The 22,640-nt window shown below is 70.4% G+C and carries 19 protein-coding genes; 6 read left to right on the top strand and 13 right to left on the bottom strand.

The window, feature by feature from the left end:
- The first annotated feature begins 286 nt into the window (after nt 1-286).
- The gene (locus ACIRB1_RS29195) at nt 287-2,593 is read left to right on the top strand and encodes a transglycosylase domain-containing protein (RefSeq protein WP_403467522.1); all 2,307 of its coding nucleotides are present in this window, start codon (nt 287-289) and stop codon (nt 2,591-2,593) included.
- A gap of 83 nt (nt 2,594-2,676) precedes the next feature.
- Here the strand turns inward: ACIRB1_RS29195 and ACIRB1_RS29190 are convergent, their stop codons facing one another.
- From ACIRB1_RS29190 to ACIRB1_RS29160, 7 genes are all read right to left on the bottom strand, one after another.
- On the bottom strand, nt 2,677-4,134 hold the full coding sequence (locus tag ACIRB1_RS29190) for a catalase (protein WP_352180845.1): 1,458 nt from the start codon (nt 4,132-4,134) through the stop codon (nt 2,677-2,679).
- A gap of 96 nt (nt 4,135-4,230) precedes the next feature.
- The gene (locus tag ACIRB1_RS29185) at nt 4,231-6,333 is read right to left on the bottom strand and encodes a SpoIIE family protein phosphatase (RefSeq protein WP_329553116.1); all 2,103 of its coding nucleotides are present in this window, start codon (nt 6,331-6,333) and stop codon (nt 4,231-4,233) included.
- A gap of 290 nt (nt 6,334-6,623) precedes the next feature.
- Nucleotides 6,624-7,316: a DUF402 domain-containing protein gene (locus tag ACIRB1_RS29180; protein ID WP_352180844.1), complete on the bottom strand. Its 693-nt coding sequence runs from the start codon at nt 7,314-7,316 to the stop codon at nt 6,624-6,626.
- A 72-nt stretch (nt 7,317-7,388) separates the two neighbouring features.
- Nucleotides 7,389-8,792 carry a class II fumarate hydratase gene (locus tag ACIRB1_RS29175; protein ID WP_403467521.1) on the bottom strand — a complete coding sequence of 468 codons (1,404 nt, stop codon included), beginning with the start codon at nt 8,790-8,792 and terminating at the stop codon, nt 7,389-7,391.
- An 89-nt stretch (nt 8,793-8,881) separates the two neighbouring features.
- A complete protein-coding gene (locus ACIRB1_RS29170; protein WP_403467520.1) occupies nt 8,882-9,712 on the bottom strand; it encodes a DUF2690 domain-containing protein in 831 nt (276 codons plus the stop codon).
- 159 nt (nt 9,713-9,871) lie between these two features.
- Nucleotides 9,872-10,234 carry an SH3 domain-containing protein gene (locus ACIRB1_RS29165; protein WP_403467519.1) on the bottom strand — a complete coding sequence of 121 codons (363 nt, stop codon included), beginning with the start codon at nt 10,232-10,234 and terminating at the stop codon, nt 9,872-9,874.
- A gap of 275 nt (nt 10,235-10,509) precedes the next feature.
- On the bottom strand, nt 10,510-12,180 hold the full coding sequence (locus ACIRB1_RS29160; RefSeq protein WP_352180840.1) for a fumarate hydratase: 1,671 nt from the start codon (nt 12,178-12,180) through the stop codon (nt 10,510-10,512).
- A gap of 191 nt (nt 12,181-12,371) precedes the next feature.
- Between ACIRB1_RS29160 and ACIRB1_RS29155 the strand changes: the two genes are divergently transcribed.
- Nucleotides 12,372-13,091, top strand: a complete 720-nt coding sequence (locus tag ACIRB1_RS29155; protein ID WP_352180839.1) for a DUF1707 domain-containing protein — start codon at nt 12,372-12,374, stop codon at nt 13,089-13,091.
- Between the two features lie 173 nt (nt 13,092-13,264).
- Nucleotides 13,265-13,636 (top strand): WhiB family transcriptional regulator, encoded by a 372-nt coding sequence (locus tag ACIRB1_RS29150; protein ID WP_352180838.1) that lies wholly within the window; start codon nt 13,265-13,267, stop codon nt 13,634-13,636.
- Between the two features lie 170 nt (nt 13,637-13,806).
- Here the strand turns inward: ACIRB1_RS29150 and glpX are convergent, their stop codons facing one another.
- A complete protein-coding gene (glpX, locus tag ACIRB1_RS29145; protein WP_352180837.1) occupies nt 13,807-14,841 on the bottom strand; it encodes a class II fructose-bisphosphatase in 1,035 nt (344 codons plus the stop codon).
- 126 nt (nt 14,842-14,967) lie between these two features.
- On the opposite strand from glpX, the gene ACIRB1_RS29140 reads away from it, so the two are divergent.
- Entirely contained in the window at nt 14,968-15,489 is a 522-nt protein-coding gene (locus tag ACIRB1_RS29140; protein ID WP_403467518.1) for a DUF4245 domain-containing protein, read from the top strand.
- 102 nt (nt 15,490-15,591) lie between these two features.
- On the opposite strand, the gene ACIRB1_RS29135 is transcribed toward ACIRB1_RS29140, so the two are convergent.
- From ACIRB1_RS29135 to ACIRB1_RS29120, 4 genes are all read right to left on the bottom strand, one after another.
- On the bottom strand, nt 15,592-16,182 hold the full coding sequence (locus ACIRB1_RS29135; protein WP_352180835.1) for a malonic semialdehyde reductase: 591 nt from the start codon (nt 16,180-16,182) through the stop codon (nt 15,592-15,594).
- A gap of 283 nt (nt 16,183-16,465) precedes the next feature.
- Nucleotides 16,466-16,696 carry an exodeoxyribonuclease VII small subunit gene (locus ACIRB1_RS29130; protein WP_352180834.1) on the bottom strand — a complete coding sequence of 77 codons (231 nt, stop codon included), beginning with the start codon at nt 16,694-16,696 and terminating at the stop codon, nt 16,466-16,468.
- A gap of 9 nt (nt 16,697-16,705) precedes the next feature.
- A complete protein-coding gene (gene xseA / locus ACIRB1_RS29125) occupies nt 16,706-17,914 on the bottom strand; it encodes an exodeoxyribonuclease VII large subunit (RefSeq protein WP_352180833.1) in 1,209 nt (402 codons plus the stop codon).
- A gap of 259 nt (nt 17,915-18,173) precedes the next feature.
- Complete coding sequence (locus ACIRB1_RS29120; protein ID WP_352180832.1) at nt 18,174-19,547, bottom strand: APC family permease; 1,374 nt, start codon at nt 19,545-19,547, stop codon at nt 18,174-18,176.
- Nucleotides 19,548-19,645: 98 nt separating this feature from the next.
- On the opposite strand from ACIRB1_RS29120, the gene ACIRB1_RS29115 reads away from it, so the two are divergent.
- Both ACIRB1_RS29115 and ppgK read left to right on the top strand, forming a co-directional pair.
- Complete coding sequence (locus ACIRB1_RS29115; protein WP_403467517.1) at nt 19,646-20,671, top strand: 4-hydroxy-3-methylbut-2-enyl diphosphate reductase; 1,026 nt, start codon at nt 19,646-19,648, stop codon at nt 20,669-20,671.
- Between the two features lie 29 nt (nt 20,672-20,700).
- A complete protein-coding gene (ppgK, locus tag ACIRB1_RS29110; protein WP_352180830.1) occupies nt 20,701-21,447 on the top strand; it encodes a polyphosphate--glucose phosphotransferase in 747 nt (248 codons plus the stop codon).
- A 527-nt stretch (nt 21,448-21,974) separates the two neighbouring features.
- Here the strand turns inward: ppgK and ACIRB1_RS29105 are convergent.
- The gene (locus ACIRB1_RS29105; RefSeq protein WP_403467516.1) at nt 21,975-22,550 is read right to left on the bottom strand and encodes a DUF6542 domain-containing protein; all 576 of its coding nucleotides are present in this window, start codon (nt 22,548-22,550) and stop codon (nt 21,975-21,977) included.
- Nucleotides 22,551-22,640: the final 90 nt, after the last annotated feature.

Genomic DNA, 22,640 nt, shown 5'->3' with positions numbered 1-22,640 from the left:
TGGGCAGGGTCCGGCCCGTCCGGCGTCCGAGGCCGCCCCGCCTCCGCCGGCGCCTGGTACCCGCCTCCCGGTGGAGTCGAAGTGCTATCGCTTTGGCCGGCTGCGGCAACCCTCGACCCCTCTCGTACGTCGGTTCCATTGGTACGGGTGCTGATTGTCACGTCCGTAATGGACCGGATCGACAGCCCTTTGTCACAACTCCTGGTGTTAGCTTTCTGAGCTGACTTGACGGGCGAAGCTGTGTGACAACGGATCACAAGAGAGCGAAGCGGAGCGGAACGGACTCATGGGACGAGCGGAAGAGAGAAGAGCGCGCCAGCGCGGTGGCCACCGCGCCGCGCCCAAGACCCGCCGCTCGTCAGCGGCGGCTGCCGAGGGCGCCAAGGGTGCCAAGGACGGTAAGAGCTTCATACGCAGGCTTTTCACCTGGAAGAAGATCCTCGGCACGTTCCTCGGCGTCTGCCTGCTTGGCATCGGCGCGTTCATCGTGCTCTACATGATGATCAGCATCCCCGCGGGCAACGCCGACGCGAAGCTGCAGAGCAACGTCTACAAGTACAGCGACGGCTCGATCCTGACCCGCAAGGGCGATGTGAACCGCGAGAACGTCGACCTCTCGCAGGTCCCCAAGGCCGTCCAGGAGACCTTCGTCGCCGCCGAGAACAAGACGTTCTACAGCGACGCCGGCGTCGACCTCAAGGGCACCGCCCGCGGCCTGCTCAACACGCTGTCCGGCAAGGGCGCGCAGGGCGGCTCGACGATCACCCAGCAGTACGTCAAGAACTACTACCTGACGCAGGACCAGACCGTCACGCGCAAGCTGAAGGAAATGGTCATCTCGCTCAAGCTGGACCGCGAGAAGTCCAAGGACTACATCCTCGCCGGGTACATCAACACCAGCTACTACGGCCGCGGCGCCTACGGCATCCAGGCCGCCGCGCAGGCCTACTACCGGGTCGACGCCAAGGACCTCACCGTCCCGCAGGGCGCCTATCTCGCCGCGCTCCTCCAGGCGCCGAGCCAGTACGACTGGCAGGCGGCGACCGACACCGGCCGCAAGCTGGTGCAGGCGCGCTGGAACTACGTGCTGGACAACATGGTCAAGCAGGACTGGCTGACGACGGCCAAGCGCGAGGCCATGAAGTTCCCGGTCCCGAAGCCGCCCAAGACCGAGGCCGGCATGGCGGGCCAGACCGGCTACATGGTGACCGCCGCCAACGAGGCCCTGGAGAAGCAGCTCATCGCCTCGGGGCAGGCCGCCAACATCAAGGACGCCGAGACGCTGGTCAGCGCGGGCGGCTGGACGATCACGCTCAACATCGACAAGAAGAAGCAGGCCCAGCTGGAGAAGTCGGTCAAGTCCCAGCTGACCAGCAAGCTCGACGTCAAGAAGCGCAAGGTCGACGGCAACGTCCAGCCCGGCGCGGTCTCCGTGAACCCGAAGACGGGCGCGGTCGTGGCGATGTACGGCGGCACGGGCTACACCGAGCACTACGTGAACAACGCGACCCGCACCGACTACCAGCCCGCGTCGACGTTCAAGCCGGTGATCCTGGCCGCGGCCCTGGCCGACCAGGCCAAGACGCAGTCAGGCAAGACGATCACGGCGAACACGATCTACGACGGCACCAGCAGGCGCCCGGTGGTGGGCAGCGACATCGCGTTCGCGCCGCAGAACGAGGACGACGCCGACTACGGCAAGGTCACCGTCCAGAAGGCGATGAACCAGTCGATCAACTCCGTGTTCGCGCAGCTCGGTGTCGACGTCGGCATGGACAAGGTCATGAAGACCGCGGGCGAGCTGGGCATGGACACCGGCGACCTGAAGGCCGTACCGGCGCAGACCCTCGGCACCATGGGCGCGAGCCCGATGGAGATGGCCGGCGTCTACGCCACCTTCGACAACCACGGCAAGAAGGTCACCCCGTCGATCATCAAGTCGGTCGCGCACAACACGCGCACGGTCACCATGCCGGACCCGATCGGCTCCCAGGTGATCCCGGTCGAGGCCGCCGACACGGTGACCTCGGTGCTGACCGGTGTGGTCGACGACGGTACGGCGAAGAAGTCGGTGCAGAACAACCCCAAGCGCGACGGCCAGCAGGTCGCGGGCAAGACGGGCACCTCCGACAACAACAAGTCGGCCTGGTTCACCGGCTACACGCCCGACCTGGTCACCTCGGTGGGTCTGTTCGGTGAGGACGCCAAGTCCCACGCGCAGGTGCCGCTGACCGGCGCGACCGGTCTGATCGCCACCAGCGGAGGCCGCATCAACGGTGGTGGCTATCCGGCGGAGATCTGGGCGACGTACATGTTCGGGGTGACCAAGGCGAACAACAAGTTCGACCTGAACACCACCCAGGGCGCGGCCGTCGAGCCGACCTACTCCCCGACGCCGACCCCGACCCTGTCGCCGACCCCGTCCGAGACGCCGACGACCAAGTCGCCGTCGCCGACCCCGACGACGGAGTCCCCGACCCCGACTCCCACGCCGACGCCGACCCCGACGCCCACCCCGACGCCGACGACCAGTCCGCCGGCGACACCGACTGCCGGCGGCACGGACCAGCCGTTCGGCGGGCTCGGCCAGTAGGGGGTCGTCCCGTACGACGCGAGAGGGCGCCCGGCACATCGCCGGGCGCCCTCTCTCGTACCGTCGGGTGAACTCGCCTGCCGCTAGGCGAAGTTCGCGGCGATCCGGTCGCCGACTTCCTTGTCGATGTTGTGCCAGTACTGCAAGGCGCGGTCGAGGACCGCGCGGGAGACGTCGGCCTTCAGATGGCCGCTGACGTTGGCGACGAGGCGGTCGCGGGCCGCGTCGTCGAAGACCTCGCGGACCATCGTGCCCGCCTGGCCCCAGTCGTCGTCCTCGGCGTGCCGCCTCGTCGCCTCGCGGACCAGTTCACCCGCGGTCTGCCAGCTCGCCGGGTCGCCGAACCGCCCGAAGTCGGCCGCGGGGCCGCCGTAGGAGTTCGGGGCGTACGGGCGGGCGGCGCGCGACGGTTCGTAGCGCATCGGGCCGTCCTTGGCGTACGAGTTGACCGGGGAGTGCGGCCGGTTCGGGGGCAGCTGGGTGTAGTTGGGGCCGATCCGGTACCGGTGGGTGTCCGGGTACGAGAACAGCCGGCCCAGCAGCATCTTGTCCGGTGAGGGGCCGATGCCCGGCACCAGGTTCGAGGGCTCGAAGGCGGCCTGCTCGATGTGGACGAAGTAGTCCTCGGGGTTCCTGTTGAGGGTCATCCGGCCGACGTCGATCAGCGGGTAGTCCCCGTGCGGCCAGACCTTCGTCAGGTCGAAGGGGTTGAAGCGGTAGTCCGCCGCGTCCTCGAACGGCATGATCTGGACCTTCAGGGTCCAGCTCGGCGCGTTCCCGGCCTCGATCGACTCGAACAGGTCACGGCGGTGCTTGTCGGCGTCGGACCCGGCCAGCTCGTCGGCCTCGGCCTGCGTGAGGAATTCGATGCCCTGGTCGGTCTTGAAGTGGTACTTCACCCAGAACCGCTCACCGGCACCGTTGATCCACATGTAGGTGTGGGAGCTGTAGCCGTTCATGTGGCGGTACGTCTTCGGGATGCCCCGGTCGCCCATCAGCCAGGTCACCTGGTGCGCCGACTCGGGGGAGAGGGTCCAGAAGTCCCACTGCATGTCGTTGCTGCGCAGCCCGGTCACCGGGTGGCGCTTCTGCGAGCGGATGAAGTCCTGGAACTTGATCGTGTCACGGACGAAGAAGACCGGGGTGTTGTTGCCCACCATGTCGTAATTGCCGTGCTCGGTGTAGAACTTGAGCGCGAAGCCGCGGGGGTCGCGCCAGGTGTCGGGCGAGCCCTGCTCACCGGCGACGGTGGAGAACCGCGCCAGCATCTCGGTGCGCCTGCCCGGCTGGAAGAGGTCGGCCCGGGTGAACTGGCTGACGTCATTGGTCACTTCGAAGAAGCCGTACGCGCCGGAGCCCTTGGCGTGCACCACCCGCTCGGGGACCCGCTCCCGGTTGAACTGGGCCATCTTCTCGATGAGGTAGTGGTCCTGGAGCAGGATCGGGCCGTCGGGTCCGACGGTGAGCGAGTGTTCGTCGCTCTCCACCGGGATGCCGACGTTGTTCGTGGTGTACGGAGCCTGCTGGGGGGTCTGCGTCACGAGCGTCCTCCTGTTCAGGGAAATCAGGTCGCTTCGCCTTCGCGTACCCCAGCAGTCAACTCCGACGCCGGAATGTCGGCAACTTTTGGACCGGTTCTAATTCCGGTTCAGTTCGAACCAGACCACCTTTCCGGTGCTCAGCCGCGTGGCTCCCCACCGACGGGCCAGTCTGTTGACCAGATACAGCCCGCGTCCGCCCTCGTCCGTCGCCCGCGCCTGGCGCAGCCGCGGCAGCTGGGGCACGTCGTCGCCGACCTCGCAGCGCAGCACGTCCGTCCGCAGCAGCCGCAGCGTGACCGGCCGTGAGGCGTACCGCACGGCGTTCGTCACGACCTCGCTGACCAGCAGCTCCACGGAGTCGCTCATGTCCTCCATGCCCCAGCGGGCCAGCGCGCGCCGGGCCAGCCGACGGGCCTGGCCGGGCGCCGAGTCCTCCGGGTCGAGGAACCAGTACGCCACGTCGCTGGGCGCGATCCCGTCGAAGCGGGCGGCGAGCAGCGCGATGTCGTCGTCCCGGTCACCCGGGCCGAGCATGTCGAGCACCTCGTCGCACAGGGCTTCCAGGGGCGGCGGGTGATCGGGTCCGGTGAGCTGCGCGACCGCGGCGAGCTTCTCGCGCAGCTGCTCTATCCCGGTCCACACGTCCCGCAGCCGCGACTCGACCAGCCCGTCCGTGTAGAGGAGCAGCGTCGCACCCGCCGGGGCGTCCAGCTCCACGGCCTCGAAGTCGACCCCGCCGACACCGATCGGGGCGCCGGGCGGCACCCGCAGCACCTCGGCCCGGCCGCCCAGGTGCAGCAGCACGGGCGGCGGGTGGCCCGCGTTGGCGATGGTGATGCGGTGCGAGACCGGGTCGTAGACCGCGTAGAGGCAGGTCGCCATGCGGTCGGTGCCCAGCCGCTGGGCCTGTTCGTCGAGGTGGTGCAGGACCTCCTGCGGGGGCAGGTCGAGACCGGCCAGCGTCTGGGCGGTGGTGCGCAGCTGGCCCATGATCGCGGCCGAGGTCATGGAGTGGCCCATGACGTCGCCGACGACCAGGGCGACCCGGCTGCCGGGCAGCGGGATCGCGTCGTACCAGTCGCCGCCGACCCGCGCGGTCTCGGCGGCGGGCAGGTACCGGGACGCCAGCCGGACGCCGGTGGGGCGGGGCAGGGTCTCCGGGAGCATGGTGCGCTGGAGCTCGTCGGCGATGTACGCCTCACGGCCGTAGAGGACCGCCTTGTCGATGCCGAGGGCGCTGTGCGTGGCGAGTTGGGCGGCGACCAGGAGGTCGTCGGCCTCGAACGCCATGCGCTCGGGGCGGCGCAGGAAGAGCGCGGCGCCGATCACCCGGCGCCGGCCGCGCAGCGGCGCGAGGATCGCCCGCTGACCGGCCGGGACGATCAACTCGCCGCCCTCGCCGAGCAGTTCGGGCAGCGCGGCACGGGCAGCGGGGGAGTCGGCGAAGACGGGACGGACGCCCCGCAGTACCTCGTTCAGCGCGCCGCCGGGTCGGACCTCGCACAACTCCGCGGTGACCGCGGACAGTTCGGAGGGCTGCTCCGGCTGTATCGCGGGCATGAAGCCGTTCTCCGTGTCCCGCTCCTCCGGGATGCGGTCGGTGCGGCGCAGGCGCAGCACGACGGGACCCGTCGGCCGCTCGTCGCCCACCGGGAGCGGGTCGCGGAGATAGACCAGGATCGCGTCCGAGAACGTCGGCACGGTCGCCCGGCACAACCCCATGACGATCTCGTCGAGGTCGATGCCGCGGGCGATCCGCCGGGTCGCCGCGCCCACGAAGCGCAGCCGGTCCCCGTCCCGCCGCATCGGCATGGGGCCACCGGGCGGCAGCCCCTGTCCCGTACGGCGCTCCTTGCCGGAGGCGTCGGCGAGCCCGCCGCCGCCCGGCTGGGCCGGGATGCCGTCCGGCGAGGGGCGGGGGCGATGGGCGTCGGGTTCGGCCGCAGAGGGCTGGGAGTGCTCGGAACCGGCTGCGGCGGTATCGGGCTCGGGCTTCACAGGGGTACCTGCCGGGTCCTTCCCCTTGGCGCGGGACGTGCTCGTACCCGGCGCCGAGGGCGGCTCACCGGTGCGTGCCTGTGCCGGTAAGCCGGCACCACCGGACGGCCTGGACGGCGTCGAGGTGTGCAGGAGCGCCCCGCGGGGGTCTGCGGGGTCGGCGCCGCCGGGGCGCTCGAACGAGGTGGGGTGCTCCGTCACGCGTGTCGAATCCGTCCGTCCGGGTCCGCACGCCGAGCGCGCGGATCGTCCCGCCGAAATGCCGATACCCGGAATACGTGCCCCAGGAACGGAATTCCCGCGTGGTCAGAGGCTGTTCCTGTGCCACCGGCGGACCGGCGGCCCGAACCGGTGGTGTCCTGATACCCCTCGCTCACGTCCTGCCGCCCCTCGGTGACGTCTGGTCAGTCCCGGTGCCTACCCGGGGAGTTGTCGCTGTGTCCTTGCGGAGGACGATCCTACGGTTGTCGACCGGGGGCGCATCAAGGGTCTCATGTGGACAAGTGCGCGGGGGTGCGGTCCCAGTCCTCCGGAAGTGAAGGTACAGCCCAGGACGGATCCGGGCGCCAGTGCTGCCAGCCGTCCGCGAACGGAGACCCCCACGCGCGGATCACCTCGACCGCCGACCAGCCCGCTTCCCTTACCCGCTCGGCCAGTTGGGGAGGCATCAGACCGTCCCGCTGCGCCTGCGCGAACTCGTCCTCGTCGAGCCAGCGCCAACTGCGGTCCGGGTGCACGGAGATGTCCAGGAAGTGATCCACCGAGTCGACCCCGCCGGCCCAACGGAGCTGCGGTTCCTCAAGGTTCACGTACCAGTTCTTGAACCGCCATCCCGGCTCCCAGAAAAGCCACACCGACCAGGGCTCACCGGGCCGCGCCAGCTTCAGCACACCCGTGCCGAACCAGTGGTCGCGCCGGACCGTGCGCGGCTTCGTGTACCGGGTCTCCAGCGGCTCCCCGTGCACCGACGTGCCGTCCGCGAGCACCGGCCGCACACACTCGGTGCCGGGCGCCATCCAGACGGCGAGCAGCTCCTCGTCATCACGGACGACGGTGACGGGGCGGGCGATGTGGAAGCGCGGCCCGGCGTTCTCCCGGTAGCGCCACAGGATCTGATCCCCGGGCGCCCAGAAGGCCGTAGACGTACCCGCTTCCACCGCTCGCACCGCTCCACCGTCTGCCATGAACAGATATTAGGTGCCCCGGGCATACGACGCTGCGGTCCGCGTCACGGTTCACGCCGGGGCGCCCATTGGTTACGGACGTGTCATCCGCAGGACATCGAGAGCCGCGTCGAGCTGCGCCTCGGTCAGGTCGCCGCGCTCCACATAGCCGTTCTCGAGCACGACCTCACGGATCGTCTTCCGCTCCGCGAGCGCCTTCTTGGCGACCTTCGCGGCCTCCTCGTACCCGATGTACTTGTTGAGCGGGGTCACCACGGACGGCGACGACTCCGCGTACTCCCGCGCCCGCTCCCGGTGCGCGACGATCCCCTCCACGGTCCGGTCGGCGAGCAGCCGGGACACATTGGCCAGCAGCCGGATCGACTCCAGGACGTTCTTGGCGATCACCGGCAGCATCACGTTCAGCTCGAAGTTGCCCGCGGCGCCGGCGGTGGCGACGGTCGCGTCATTGCCGACGACCTGCGCGGCGACCATCAGCACGGCCTCCGGGATGACCGGGTTGACCTTGCCGGGCATGATCGAGGACCCCGGCTGAAGATCGGGCAGCGAGATCTCGGACAGCCCGGTGCGCGGGCCGGACGCCATCCACCGCAGATCGTTCGCGATCTTCGTCAGTCCCACGGCGATGGTCCGCAGCTGCCCGCTGGTCTCGACGATCCCGTCCCGCGCCCCCTGCGCCTCGAAGTGGTCCCGCGCCTCGGTCAGCGGCAGCCCGGTGACCAGCGCGACCTCGGCGATCACGGCGGCGGAGAACCCGGGCGGGGTGTTGATCCCAGTGCCCACCGCCGTACCGCCCAGGGGCAGTTCGGCGAGCCGGGGCAGCGAGGCCTCCAACCGCTCGACGCCGTACCGGACTTGGGCCGCGTACCCGCCGAACTCCTGGCCCAGCGTGACCGGTGTGGCGTCCATCAGGTGGGTGCGCCCGGACTTCACGACATCGGCGAACTCGACGGACTTGCGCGACAGCGCGCCCGAGAGATGCTCCAGCGCGGGGATCAGGTCATGGATGACGGCACCGGTGGCCGCGATGTGGATCGAGGAGGGGAAGACGTCGTTGGACGACTGCGAGGCGTTGACGTGGTCGTTCGGGTGCACATCGCGCCCGAGCCGCTCGGTCGCGAGGGTGGCGATCACCTCGTTGGTGTTCATGTTGGACGAGGTGCCGGACCCCGTCTGGAACACGTCGATCGGGAAGTGCTCGTCCCACTTCCCGCCGGCCACCTCACGAGCGGCCTCCTGGATCGCCTCCGCGATGTCCTTGTCCAGCACGCCCAGTTCGGCGTTCACCTTCGCGGCGGCACCCTTGATCCGGGCCAGCGCCTCGATGTGGGCGCGCTCGATGCGCTGCCCCGAGATCGGGAAGTTCTCCACCGCCCGCTGGGTCTGCGCCCGCCACTTCGCGTCGACCGGGACCCGCACCTCCCCCATCGAATCGTGCTCGACACGGAACGGACCCACTGTCTGACCGTCGGCCATCGCCGATCACCTCCTGTGGGGGACAGCATCGCGGACACCTCCCGTGTTCCCGGCGCGCCGGGCGTAAACGGAGTGTCCCGGCCGAGCGCTCAGTGGCCGGGGCCGGTGCACACCGGCCTGCCGCCCACCTCGGCGCACGCCTGGGCCCCGCGCGGGTCGGCGGCGGCCAGCATAGGGCTGCTGAAGCCGTCCGAGCGGTGACCGGGGTACTCGGCGGACAGCTCGTCCTGGCCCGCCCTGATGGAGATCTCCCGCGCCCCGGCGACCCGGGTGCGCACCTCGGACCAGACGGTCGCGCAGGACGGCGAGTAGCGCAGCAGCACGACCTGGGCGGCCCGGGCCGCCGACCGCTCCGTACGGGCGTCCCGGGCGCAGGTCTCCGAGGACGGCAGCGTCCCCTGGCAGCCCCCGCCCCGGCAGGAGGCGACCGTGGACCGCTCCGGGCCGGTGTCGTGGTCGAGGACGTCGGCGGCACCGGCGGTGACCGCGACCGTGGCGGCCATCGCGGCGAGGGCGACGAGGGCGCGGACCGGCGGCCGGAGCCGACGGGACCGTACGGCCGGCCCGGGGACAGGGGCTGGAACAGGGGCGGGGGCTGGAACCTGGGCAGGCGGCTGCGGCGGCGGAGGCGTGACCCTGCTGACCTGCTCCTGGGTCGCCGCGTCCCACAGGGAGAGCAGCGCGCCGGGGTCGGTGTGCGCGAGCCGGGCGAGGGCCTCGACGGCGGACCGGGGCGGGAGGTGGTCGCCGTTGAGATAGCGGTGCCACGTCGACTTGCTGAACGGGGTGACGGAGGCCAGCGCGGCCAGGCTCAGCCCGGTCCGCCGCTTGAGGAGACGGAGCCGTTCCGTCAGGAGCCGCCCTGCGTCGTCGTACGGGCCGGGCAGCGGCTGTCGCTCGACCGTCACGTGGCTTTCCATCCTGCTCCCTCGCCGTACCGGGGTGACCGCCGTGATCCGTTCCCGGGGCCGGTGCCGGGCCACACCCGGATTGCCCGAATATGAAGGGGTGTTGACCTGGCGTCCCCCGACGGGACGTACGGGACCGTCCCGTCGGGGGTGCCGTGGGTCAGGCGGGGGTCAGCACCAGCGGACGGCGCCGCGGTTGTGGACGTAGTGGGCGGAGACATAGCCCTCGTGGTGCGGGAGCTTGTACCAGCGGTGGTTGCCGAAGACGTTCGATCCGTACGTCTCGCAGACGATCGGCAGCATCCGACCGACCGGCCGGGAACCGACCACGCGGTAGCCGGTGCCCGGGCCGGAACGGATGTTCAGCCGCTTGTAGTGCCGGGTGGTGACCCGTCCCACCACGTGCCGCGCCGCGTGGTGGTGGGTGACGTGATGCGGGGCCGGGGCGGCGGTGGCGGCGACGGCTGTCACGGGGAAGACGGCGACAGCCGCGACCGCGGCCACGAGCCCGTTGCGCAGAAGGCGTCCGAACATGGGGGGTTCCTCCGAGTCGACCGTGGACCACGGGATGTGATCCAGTCGACCCGGAGCTTTTCCGGCAAAGCACCCGAAAATGCCGTCCCGGCTGTCCCTGGGACGAACCGGGACGGAGTACAGGACTTTCCGGCGTCCCACTCAGCCCGTCCGGCGTTTGAGGACGAGGCCCTTAGGGGCCGATAGGGGGTCCAGGGGGCAGAGCCCCCTGGCGGGGTGGAACGGGGCAGAACCCCTGAGGATGGGAAGGGTAGGGGCGGCGGGGGCGAAGACCCCTACGCCAGCCCCGGCCCCCGCACCGGAATATGCGTGAACGTGGGCTCCGGCGCCGGGTTCTGGAAGAAGTCGTTGCCCTTGTCGTCGACGACGACGAACGCCGGGAAGTCCTCGACCTCGATCTTCCAGACCGCCTCCATCCCCAGCTCCTCGTACTCGACGACCTCGACCTTCTTGATGCAGTCCTGCGCAAGCCGCGCCGCGGGCCCGCCGATCGACCCGAGATAGAACCCGCCGTGGGCGTCACACGCGGACGTGACCTGCTTGCTCCGGTTCCCCTTGGCCAGCATCACCTTGGACCCGCCCGCCGCCTGGAACTGCTCGACGTACGAGTCCATGCGCCCGGCGGTCGTAGGCCCGAAGGACCCCGAGGCGTACCCCTCGGGCGTCTTCGCGGGCCCCGCGTAGTACACCGGGTGGTCCTTCAGGTACTGCGGCATCTCCTCGCCCGCGTCCAGCCGCTCCTTGATCTTGGCGTGCGCGATGTCACGCGCCACGACGAGCGGCCCGGAGAGCGAAAGCCGGGTCTTGACCGGGTACTTGGTCAGCTCGGCGAGGATGTCGTCCATGGGCTGGTTCAGGTCGATCCGCACGACGTCTTCCTCGGCGGAGTCGAGATGCTCGTCGGTCGTCTCCGGCAGGAACCGCGCCGGGTCCGTCTCCAGCTGCTCCAGGAACACGCCCTCGGCGGTGATCTTCGCGACGGCCTGGCGGTCGGCCGAGCAGGACACGGCGATGGCGACCGGGCAGGACGCGCCGTGCCGGGGCAGCCGCACCACGCGCACGTCGTGGCAGAAGTACTTGCCGCCGAACTGCGCCCCGATCCCGATCTTCTGCGTCAGCTCGAAGACCTTCTCCTCCAGCTCCTTGTCCCGGAAGCCGTGCCCCAGCTCGGAACCCTCGGCCGGGATCTCGTCCAGGTAGTGCGCGGAGGCGTACTTCGCGGTCTTCAGCGCGTACTCGGCGCTCGTGCCGCCGACCACGATCGCCAGGTGGTACGGCGGGCAGGCGGCCGTCCCGAGCGAACGGATCTTCTCCTCCAGGAACTTCATCATGGAGCCCTCGTTGAGGACCGCCTTGGTCTCCTGGTAGAGGAACGACTTGTTGGCCGAGCCGCCGCCCTTGGCCATGAACAGGAACTTGTAGGCGCCGCCGTCGGTCGCGTACAGCTCGATCTGGGCCGGCAGGTTCGACCCGGTGTTCTTCTCGTCCCACATGGTGAGGGGCGCCATCTGCGAGTACCGCAGATTGAGGTTCAGATAGGCGTCGTAGATGCCGCGCGACAGGGCCGCCTCGTCGCCGCCCTCCGTGAGGACGTTCTGTCCGCGCTTGCCCATGACGATCGCCGTGCCGGTGTCCTGGCACATGGGGAGCACGCCGGCGGCGGCGATGTTCGCGTTCTTCAGGAGGTCCAGCGCCACGAACTTGTCGTTGTTCGACGCCTCGGGGTCGTCGATGATCCGGCGCAGCTGCGCGAGGTGGGCCGGGCGCAGATAGTGCTGGATGTCGTGGATGGCCTCGGCGGCCAGCTTGCGCAGCGCCTCCGGCTCGACCTTGAGGAACGTCCGCCCGTCGGCCTCGAAGGTGGAGACACCCTCGGAGGTCACCAGCCGGTACGGGGTGGTGTCCTCTCCCATGGGGAGCAGATCGGTGTACGCGAACTCAGGCATCGCAGCCCATTCCTCACTCGACAGACGGCCGCCCGCCGACACTGGCGGGCGCTCACCAGCGTAGAACCTGCCACTGACAGCGAGCTTGTGAGGTAAGGCTCAGTTCTCCCGGGCTCCTCTCCGGGGCCGCGCCGCGCCCACGTTGTCCACACCCCTAGTCGCGATCTATCGCGTTTGGGTACGCTGCTGCCGTGGACCTTCAGAAGCAGCCCGCGGCCCCGCAGTCCGCCGCCCAGCAGCCCGCCCCCGCCGCCTCGGCACTGCGCGCGTCGGACGCCGACCGCGACCGCATCGCCGACATCCTCCGCGAGGCCCTGGCCGAGGGCCGGCTGGACGCGGACGAGCACGCCGAGCGGGTCGAGGGGGTGCTGAGCGCCAAGACGGTCGGCGAGCTGGAGGTCTTCATCCAGGACCTGCCGGCCGCGCACGGCCACCGGCGGCGGACTCCGTCGTACAGCCCGGCCCCGAACCGCCCGACGGAAGGCGCGATCCCGGCCGAGGCCGATGAGCACGTGGTGGCGGTGTTCAGCGCCGCGATGCGCAAGGGCCGCTGGCGCGCGGGCCGCAGAATGCACGCGTACGCCGTGTTCGGCAGCGTCGAGATCGACCTCAGCGAGGCGATCTTCGAGTACCAGCAGGTCGTCATCAAGGCGGTCTCGGTCTTCGGCAGCGTCGAGATCCGCGTCCCGGAGAACGTGTCGCTGCGCGGCACCGGCGGCGGAGTCCTCGGCAACTTCGAGGTGGACACGCTGGATTCACCGGAGCCGGACGCGCCCGTGGTCTACGTCGACGGCTGGGCCGTCCTCGGAAACATCGAGGCGAAACCGAAGCGGGGCAAGCTCGTCGCGGACATTCTCGATCGGGTCCAGCGCAAGGTCGACAAGAGTTTGCGCAAGCACCTGGACCGTTGACGGTCGTGAATCGGGACACATGCGGAGCCGATCGGTCCACGCCCGCCGGGTCCTGACGGCGCACGGAAGCGCCCGGGAGCCGGCGGTTCGGAACTCAGTGCATAGGCGCGCGCACAGCGGGTAGGCCTTGCTGCATCGTCTCTCGCTCGCGAAGCCGTCGTCAGGAGTAGACCGTGCTGCAACCGCCGCATTCGTCCCTGCAGGTAGCTGCTGTTCCGGCCCAGCGGGTGCCTGCGCGAGACAGGGACCAAGACGCTCCCTGGCACACCGAAGCGGTGTGCCGGCGCGACGAGGCCGGCCTGTTCTTCGCACCGTCCAAGGAACCCACCGCCGCCCGACTCTCCCGCGAGGACGCCGCGAAGCGCGTCTGCGCCCGCTGTCCGGTCATGGTCGAGTGCCGAGAGCACGCCCTCCTGCAACCCGAGCCCTACGGCGTCTGGGGCGGCCTCACCGCCGCCGAACGCCGCGTGGTCCTGGCCAGGCGCCGCCGCCGCGACCTGGAACTCCAGAAGTCCCGAGCGGCCCGCATAGCAGCGGCAGGCTGACTGACGAAGACGAGGCGCCCCCACCGCACCGGGGGCGCCTCTTCATTGCCCGCCAGGGCGGCCGGCCAGGGGGTGCGGGGCCGTGACATCCGCGGCTCCGCCGCGCGGGCGCGACCGGCCACAGCACCCCGCGGCCGCCGACGCCCGGCGGAACACCCCTCTCAGGCGCGTTACTTGGCCCGGTCGAAGTCGATCGCGCTGTACGCCCGCAACTTGCTCAACCGGTGCTCCGAGTCGATGCGCCTGACCGTCCCGGACTTCGACCGCATCACGATCGAGTCGGTGGTCGCGGTCTCCGACCGGTAGCGAACCCCCCGCAGCAGCTCCCCGTCCGTGATCCCGGTGGCGACGAAGAACACGTTCTCCCCCGACACCAGGTCATCGGTGGTGAGCACCCGGTCCAGGTCGTGTCCCGCGTCCAGCGCCCGCTGCCGCTCGGCGTCGTCCTTGGGCCACAGCTTGCCCTGGATCACACCCCCGAGGCACTTCACGGCACACGCGGAGATGATGCCCTCGGGCGTACCGCCGATCCCGAGCAGCAGGTCCACGCCGGTGCCTTCCCGCAGCGCCAGGATCGACCCCGCGACATCCCCGTCGGAGATCAGCTTGATCCGCGCACCGGTCTCCCGGATCTCCTTGATGATCCCGTCGTGCCGAGGCCGGTCCAGCACGACGACGGTGACGTCCTCCGGCGTGACGCGCTTCGCCTTGGCGACCCGCCGCACGTTCACCGAGATCGGCGCCTCGATGTCGACGAACTCGGCCGCCTCGGGCCCGGCGACGAGCTTGTCCATGTAGAACACGGCGGACGGGTCGAACATCGACCCACGGTCCGCGGCGGCCAGCACCGCGATCGCGTTCGGCATGCCCTTCGCGTTGAGCGTGGTCCCGTCGATCGGGTCGACGGCGATGTCGCACTCGGGCCCGGTCCCGTCACCGACGCGCTCGCCGTTGAAGAGCATCGGCGCCTCGTCCTTCTCGCCCTCCCCGATGACGACGACGCCGTTCATCGAGACGGTGGAGACGAGGGTCCGCATGGCACGCACGGCGGCGCCGTCGGCGCCGTTCTTGTCACCGCGCCCGACCCAGCGGCCCGCGGCCATCGCGGCGGCTTCGGTCACCCGGACGAGTTCCAGGGCGAGGTTGCGGTCGGGGGCCTCGGAGGGGACCTCGAGTTCGGACGGCAGATGATGATGCTCGGTCATCGGAGCGCACCTTTCTGATACGACGACGGCCGGATGAGGGTATGGCCACGACTCTATCGCCAGGCAGACAAAATGAGCAGGGGGCCCCACGGATGAGCGGACCAGGGCACCTGCGACGATAGGGACGTGGCAGGTTCGAACGGCAAGCAGAAGACGGTCAGGGACATGATCCTCTCCCTGGGCCTGATCGGGATCGCGGCGGCGATCGTCTACATCTTCATCCCGCACAGCGACCACGCTCCGGACGTCAAGCGGGTCGACTACCGCGTGGAGCTGCTCACGGCGCGCCGCGCGGCGCCGTACCCGGTGGCGGCCCCGGAAGGCCTGGCCAAGAGCTGGAAGGCGACCTCGGTCAGCTACGACGGCGCCGCGTTCGACGCCTGGCACCTCGGGTTCAGTGCCCCTGGCGGTCAGTACGTGCAGATAGAGCAGTCGACTCAGAAGCCGGCCGACTTCATCGAGACCGCCAGCCAGGGCGCCGCCGCGACGAAGACCACCCAGAACATCGACGGCCGCACCTGGACCCGCTACACCGGCGGCCGCTACGACGCCCTCGTGCTCGCGGACAAGGGCTCGACGACGGTCGTCGCGGGCACCGGGTCCTTCGGTCAGCTGACCGAGATGGCGAAGGCGTTGAGGACGAAGTAGCCTCACGGCTCCGCGCGGCCCGACTGGGACGAGGTGGGCCGGCGATCACGACGAAGGCCCCCGGCACTGTGCGTGCCGGGGGCCTTGTGTGTGTCATGCGCCTCAGACGGTCGTGACGACCTCGTCGTAGGCCAGTCGCGGGGAGCGCGGGAACCAGGCGTCCTCGCCCGGCTTGCCGATGTTGACGACCATCAGCGGGGTGTGGTCGTCGTCCAGGAACTCCTTCTGGAGCCCGGCGAAGTCGAGACCGGTCATCGGGCCCGCGGCGAGGCCGGCGGCGCGGATGCCGATGATGAAGTACGCGGCCTGGAGGGCGGCGTTCAGCGCGGCGTTGCCCTCGCGGACCGAGCGCTCGCCGAAGACGGCGTCCTTGGCCTGCGGGAAGTGCGGGAACAGGTTGGGCAGTTCCTCGTGGAACTCGTTGTCCGCGGAGAGGATCGCGACCAGCGGGGCGGCGGCGGTCTTCTTCTGGTTGCCCTCGGCGAGGTGCCGCACGAGGCGCTCGCGGGCCTCGGGGGAGCGGACCAGGGTGATGCGCAGCGGCGACTGGTTCATCGAGGTCGGGCCGTACTTGACCAGGTCGTAGATCGCCTGCACCTGCTCGTCCGTCACCGGCTCGTCGGTGAACGTGTTCGCGGTGCGGGCCTCGCGGAACAGCAGGTCCTGGGCGGCGGGGTCAAGAACGAGAGACATGCGTGAACTTCCTCGGGGGCCGGGAACCGGATATCCGGACCGCGGTCCGGATAGGCTGACACGACAGACCGTACGCCAGGAAGGTTCAACATTCAATTAAAAGTGGGGCGAGGTGATCCGCTTCACAGGGGATCACCGCTGTCGGCGCGTACGGGGCGCCGTGACCTGTTGCTACCGGCTACGGGTTGTCGGCTGCGGGCTGCGGGCTGCGGGCTGCGGGCTGCGGCTCCGGGCTGTCGATTGCCGCTCGCGGCGACCGGCAGGAACCGCTGCCCGCCCTCGTCTACTCGCCCTCGTCCTCCGCGGCCTCTTCCTCCGCCAGCGCCGCGTCCAGCCGGGCCCGGGCGCCGTCCAGCCAGCGGCGGCACACCTTGGCCAGCTCCTCGCCGCGCTCCCAGAGCGCGAGCGACTCCTCCAGGGTGGTGCCCCCCGCCTCCAGCCGCCGGACGACCTCGATCAGCTCGTCGCGCGCCTGCTCGTAACCGAGCGCCTCTTCCGTCACCTTGCTGGTCATTCGCCCACCCTATGCATCCACTCGTACGGAGAACTCACCCTCGGCGACCCGCGCGCGCAGCACGTCCTCGGCGCTCACCTCGTCCGGGTCCCGGACGACATGCCCGTCGGCCCGCTGGAGCACGGCGTAGCCCCGCTTCAGGGTGGCGGCGGGGGAGAGGGCCACCACGCGCGCGTGCGTGTGGGTCAGCTCCGAGTCGGCGCGGTCCAGGAGGTGGCCGAGGGTGCGTCGGCCGCGGTCGAGGAGGGCGGCGACATGGTCTGCGCGCTCGTCGATCATCCGGTGCGGATCCTGTATCGACGGCCGCGACAGCGCCTGCGCCAGCCCGCGCTCCTCCCGGTCCACGAACGCCACCGCACACCGCCGCGCCCGGTCCCGCAGCTGCCGTACCCGCTCGTACTCCTCGCCGACGTCCGGTACGACCTTCTTCGCGGCGTCGGTGGGGGTGGACGCGCGCAGGTCGGCGACGTAGTCCAGGAGGGGGGTGTCGGGCTCGTGCCCGATCGCGGACACCACGGGTGTGCGACAGGCCGACACCGCGCGCACGAGCTGTTCGTCGGAGAACGGCAGCAGGTCCTCCACGCTGCCGCCGCCCCGCGCCACGATGATCACGTCCACGCCGTCCAGCGCGTCCAGTTCCTTGACCGCCTGCACGACCTGCGGCACGGCGTGCACGCCCTGCACGGGCACGTTGCGTACCTCGAAACGGACCGCGGGCCAGCGGTGCCGCGCGTTCTCCAGAACGTCCCGCTCGGCCGCCGAGGCCCGCCCGCAGACCAGCCCGATCAGCTGCGGCAGAAAGGGCAGCGGCTTCTTCCGGTCGGCCGCGAACAGCCCCTCCGCCGCCAGCGACTTCTTCAACTGCTCCAGCCGCGCGAGCAGTTCACCCACCCCGACCGGCTTGATCTCCGTGGCCCGCAACGACAGCTGCCCCCGCGGCGCGTACCACTCGGGCTTCGCCAGGACGACGACCCGCGCGCCCTCGGTGACCACATCGGCGACCTCGTCGAACACCTGCCGGAAACAGGTCACGCTCACCGAGATGTCGTACGACGGGTCACGCAGCGTCAGGAAGACGACTCCCGCGCCCGGGCGCCGCGACAGCTGGGTGATCTGCCCCTCGACCCACACCGCGCCGAGCCGGTCGATCCACCCGCCGATGAGCCGGGAGACCTCCCCGACGGGGATCGGCGCGTCCGGAGCAGTGTTGAGAGCCATGCGACCGAGCGTAACGGGCGGCTCTGACAACGGGGTCGAGGTGTGGGGTGGGGTGAGTTTGGGGCGTGGGGCTGCCGTTGACGTGTCGGCCGGCGTTCCTTCAATCAGGGCCGCGCATCTCAAGCCGGTTCGGCACCTCCCCACCCAGGCCGCACAGATTCAGCCCGTCCGGCGTTTGAGGACGAGGCCCCTTCAGGGCCGACGGGGGTCTGGGGGCGGAGCCCCCAGGAGACGCCCGCCCCGCCCACACGCCGGGTGACTACTCCCGAACCACCGCCCCGCGAGACTGCACCGCCAGCACCACGAGCCCGACCGCCAGCCAGATCGCCCCCACCACCTGCGCGGTCCCGGACGCCTCCACGATCACCGCGATCGTGATCGCCGCCCCCAGCACCGGCACCAGCACATGCCGCCACCACACCACAGGCCCACCCCGGCGACGTACCGCGAACCACCCCACCACGCTCGCGTGCAGCAACGTGAACGCGGTGAGCGCGCCGATGTCGACGACCGAGACGAGGTGGTCGAGACCGTCGTCACGCCGGGCCGCCCAGACCGCGGCGACCAGCGTGATGACGGCCGCCGAGAGCAGCGCGACCCGGGGCACTCCGTCGTCGGTCCGCGACAGGGCCCGCGGCAGACGCCGGTCCCGGGCCATCGCGAACACCAGGCGGCCCGCCGCGGCCTGCCCGGCCAGCGCGGCGAAGGCCGCGCCGATCGCCTTGCTGACGGCCACCAGGTTGTGCAGCCAGTTGCCCACCGACACGTCGACCGCGTCGTAGAACGCCGATCCCTGCTTGCCCGCGTCGGCGGTGAGCTGTGCGGACGTCGTCGGCTCCAGGAGGGCGACCAGGTACGTCTGGGCGATGAACAGCACACCGGCCAGGGCGAGGCAGAACAGCAGCGCCCTGGCGACCTTCTCGGAGCCGCCGGTGACCTCTTCCGCGAACGTGGCGACCGCGTCGAAGCCCAGGTAGGACAGGACGGCCACCGAGACCGCGCCGATCACCGCCGACAGCGCGAACGCCCCCTGCGTGCCGTCCCCGGAGAGCGGCGAGAGCCAGCCCCGTTCGGCGCCGTCGCGCGCGAGGACGACGATCGCCGACACGACGAAGATGACGAGGACGACGATCTCCATCGCGAGGACGAGGAAGCCGACACGGGCCGCCGCGCGCACCCCCCAGAGGTTGAGGCAGGTCGTGATGACGACCGCCAGCGCCGTCCACACCCACCGCGACACGTCCGGGACCAGCGCGTTCATGGCGATCCCGGAGAACAGATAGGCGACGGCGGGGATCAGGATGTAGTCCAGCATCGCCATCCAGCCGGCGATGAACCCGGCCTCCCTGCCGAGCCCCACGCGCGCGTAGGCGAACACCGAGCCCGCCTGGGGGACGACCCGCACCATCTGCGCGTAGCTGAACGCGGTGAACGCCATCGCGACCGTGGCCACGATGTAGACCAGCGCGACCGCGCCGTGCGACTTGGCGTCCAGGGTGCCGAACACGCCGACCGGCGCCATCGGGGCGATGAACAGCAGCCCGTAGACGACGAGATCCCGGAAACCGAGGCTGCGCCGCAGCCCGGGGCCCTCGCCGCCCGCGACCGTCGTGTCCGTGTCCGTCTCCGCCATCTCGCGTCTCCCGTACGTCGTGCCCGGCCCCACCCCTCCCCCTCCACGGCCAGTCTCCCCAAGGACGCGATCTTTGACCCGTCGAGCGCGGCCTTACGATGGGACGCATGACTGCTTCGTCTGGCCGCCGTGTCCTGCTCGCCGCCCCCCGGGGCTACTGCGCGGGCGTGGACCGCGCCGTGATCGCCGTCGAGAAAGCCCTTGAGCAGTACGGGGCTCCGATCTATGTCCGGCACGAGATCGTGCACAACAAGTACGTCGTCCAGACCCTGGAGAAGAAGGGCGCCGTCTTCGTCGAGCGGACCGAGGAGGTCCCCGAGGGGAACATCGTGATGTTCTCCGCGCACGGCGTCGCCCCCGTCGTCCACGACGAGGCCAAGCAGGGCCGCCTCGCCACCATCGACGCGACCTGCCCCCTGGTGACCAAGGTCCACAAGGAAGCCGTCCGGTTCGCGAACGAGGACTTCGACATCCTCCTCATCGGCCACGAGGGCCACGAGGAGGTCATCGGCACCTCCGGGGAGGCCCCCGAACACATCACCCTGGTCGACGGCCCCAAGGACGTCGCCAAGGTCGAGGTACGGGACCCGTCCCGGGTGGTGTGGCTCTCCCAGACGACCCTCTCCGTGGACGAGACCATGGAGACCGTCGACGCCCTCAAGGAGAAGTTCCCGCAGCTCATCTCCCCGCCGAGCGACGACATCTGCTACGCCACGCAGAATCGCCAGCTCGCCGTGAAGCAGATGGGCGAGGAGGCCGACCTGGTGATCGTGGTCGGCTCGAAGAACTCCTCCAACTCCGTACGGCTCGTCGAGGTCGCCAAGCTGGCCGGCGCTCGCGCCGCCCACCTGGTGGACTTCGCCGACGAGATCGACGAGGCCTGGCTGGAGGGCGTCACCACGGTCGGCGTGACCTCGGGCGCCTCCGTACCGGAGGTACTGGTCGAACAGGTCCTGGAGTGGCTGTCGACGCGCGGCTACGAGGACGTCGAACTGGTCAAGGCGGCCGAGGAGTCCATCATCTTCTCGCTGCCCAAGGAACTCCGCCGCGACCTGCGCGAAGAGGCCGCCGCGCTGGTCGCCGAGCGCACCGGTGCGGACCGTAAGGCACCCTCCGGGCAGTGACTGTCAGTCGTTCGTCGTAGCGTGGAGCCATGCAGATCTTCGGCGTGGACATCGGTGGATCCGGGATCAAGGGCGCCCCTGTGGACCTGGACAAGGGCGAATTGACAGAAGAGCGGTGCAAGGTGCTGACCCCGCACCCGGCGACACCGGACGGAGTGGCCGACGGCGTGAAGGAAGTCGTCGACCACTTCGGCTGGACGGGACCGGTCGGGCTCACGTTTCCAGGTGTGGTGACCGGCGGGTCCACGATCCGTACGGCGGCGAACGTCGACAAGAGCTGGATCGACAAGGACGCGGGCGCGCTCTTCGCCGACCGGCTGGGCGGCCTCCCGGTGACGGTCGTGAACGACGCGGACGCGGCGGGCGTCGCCGAGATGCACTTCGGCGCCGGCCAGGGCCGCAAGGGCACGGTGATCCTGCTGACGTTCGGCACGGGCATCGGCAGCGCCCTCTTCGTCAACGGCCTCCTGGTCCCGAACACGGAGCTGGGCCACCTTGAGCTGAACGGCCACGACGCCGAGAAGAAGGCGTCGAGCAAGGCCAAGGAGGACGGCGAGCTGACCTGGGAGCACTGGGCCCACCGGGTCCAGAAATACCTCGCCCACGTCGAGATGCTGTTCTCACCCGAGCTGTTCATCATCGGCGGCGGAGTCAGCCGCAAGGCCGACAAGTTCCTGCACTTCATCGAGGACATCAAGGCCGAGATCGTCCCGGCGCAGTTGCAGAACAACGCGGGGATCGTAGGGGCGGCGATGCACGCGGCGGGGGACGACTAGGGGGTGGGTTCCCTCCGGGGGCGCGGGTTCCCTCCGGGGGTGTGGGAGGGCGGGGTGGGGGTCACCCGTGCGTGCCTGGGCAGGGGGCGCGTGTGCCTGGGCCGGTCTCCCGTGCGTGTGGCCGTCGGCGGCACGGGGACTCCGCGTGACTGGGCGACTGAGTACGGGGTCCAGGCGTGCGGGGCTGAGCAGGGGGCATGCGCGCGTGGCTGCGGGTGGCGCGGGGACTCCGGGTCCCACGGGCGTACGGGGCGGGGGCCACGCGTGTGTGCCCGTGGACGTACGGATGTCACGGGTGTCGTACGGGAGCTGCGGGCCGCGCGAGCCGTACAGGGACCAGGGGTGGCGCCAGCTGTAGGGGAGCTGCGGGCCATGCGAGCCGTAGGGGGACCACGGGTCGCGTGAGCCGTACCGCCGCTGCGGGTCGTGCGAGCCCTGCCGGGACCACGGGCCACGCGAGCCCTACCCCGGGGATGCGGGTCGTGCGAGCCCTGCCGAGGCAGCGGGTGGCGCGGGGATCGCCGGTGTCACCCGCGGCGTCGGCGGTTCAGCAGGCGGATTCTTCGGACTGTGGCGATGAGGCCCGCGACGAGTGTTCCGCCGTACAGCCAGCCGGCCTGGGTGGCGAGGGCGGTGAAGACGCCGACCAGGCGGTTGGCGAGGCCGTTGCTGCCGTCGGCCACCGGGAAGAGGCCGACGGCGAAGGCGATCGGCACCACGACCGGCGCGGTCAGCAGATCGCCGCGCCGGATCCAGACGGCCGTGAGCACACTCACCGGCACGAACAGCACGCCGTAGACGGTCGGCGAGCCCCCGAACAGCAGCTGGTCGAGACAGCCGAGCACGAGCATCACGGCCGTGCAGAACAACCCGCCGCCGAGCCCGGTGAGCCGGGGGTTGGGCAGCTGCCGTACGGTCGCGGGCGCCGCGGGACCCGGCCGCCGTACCGCCGCCGGACGGCGTTGCGCGGTGCCGCGGGCCTGCGGGTTCGGCCTGGTCGTGCGGGCCGGGCCGCCGTTCGGGCCCCGGCCCGCCTGCGGGGGAAGGGGCGGGGCCCCGCGTTTCGTGCCGGGCTGTGGGGGTCGTGTCCTGTGTTGCTCCACTGCACCAACTTAGGTCGGTTTATGTGCCGAATGGGTCCTCAGACACGCCGATGGGAAGAGCTTGGCCACGTGTTCGACGCGGAGCCGGGA

Source organism: Streptomyces sp. NPDC096013, from assembly GCF_044763565.1.
Classification (GTDB): domain Bacteria; phylum Actinomycetota; class Actinomycetes; order Streptomycetales; family Streptomycetaceae; genus Streptomyces.
The sequence above is the reverse complement of the archived record's forward strand: the minus strand, read 5'-3'. Positions and strand labels throughout refer to the sequence as shown.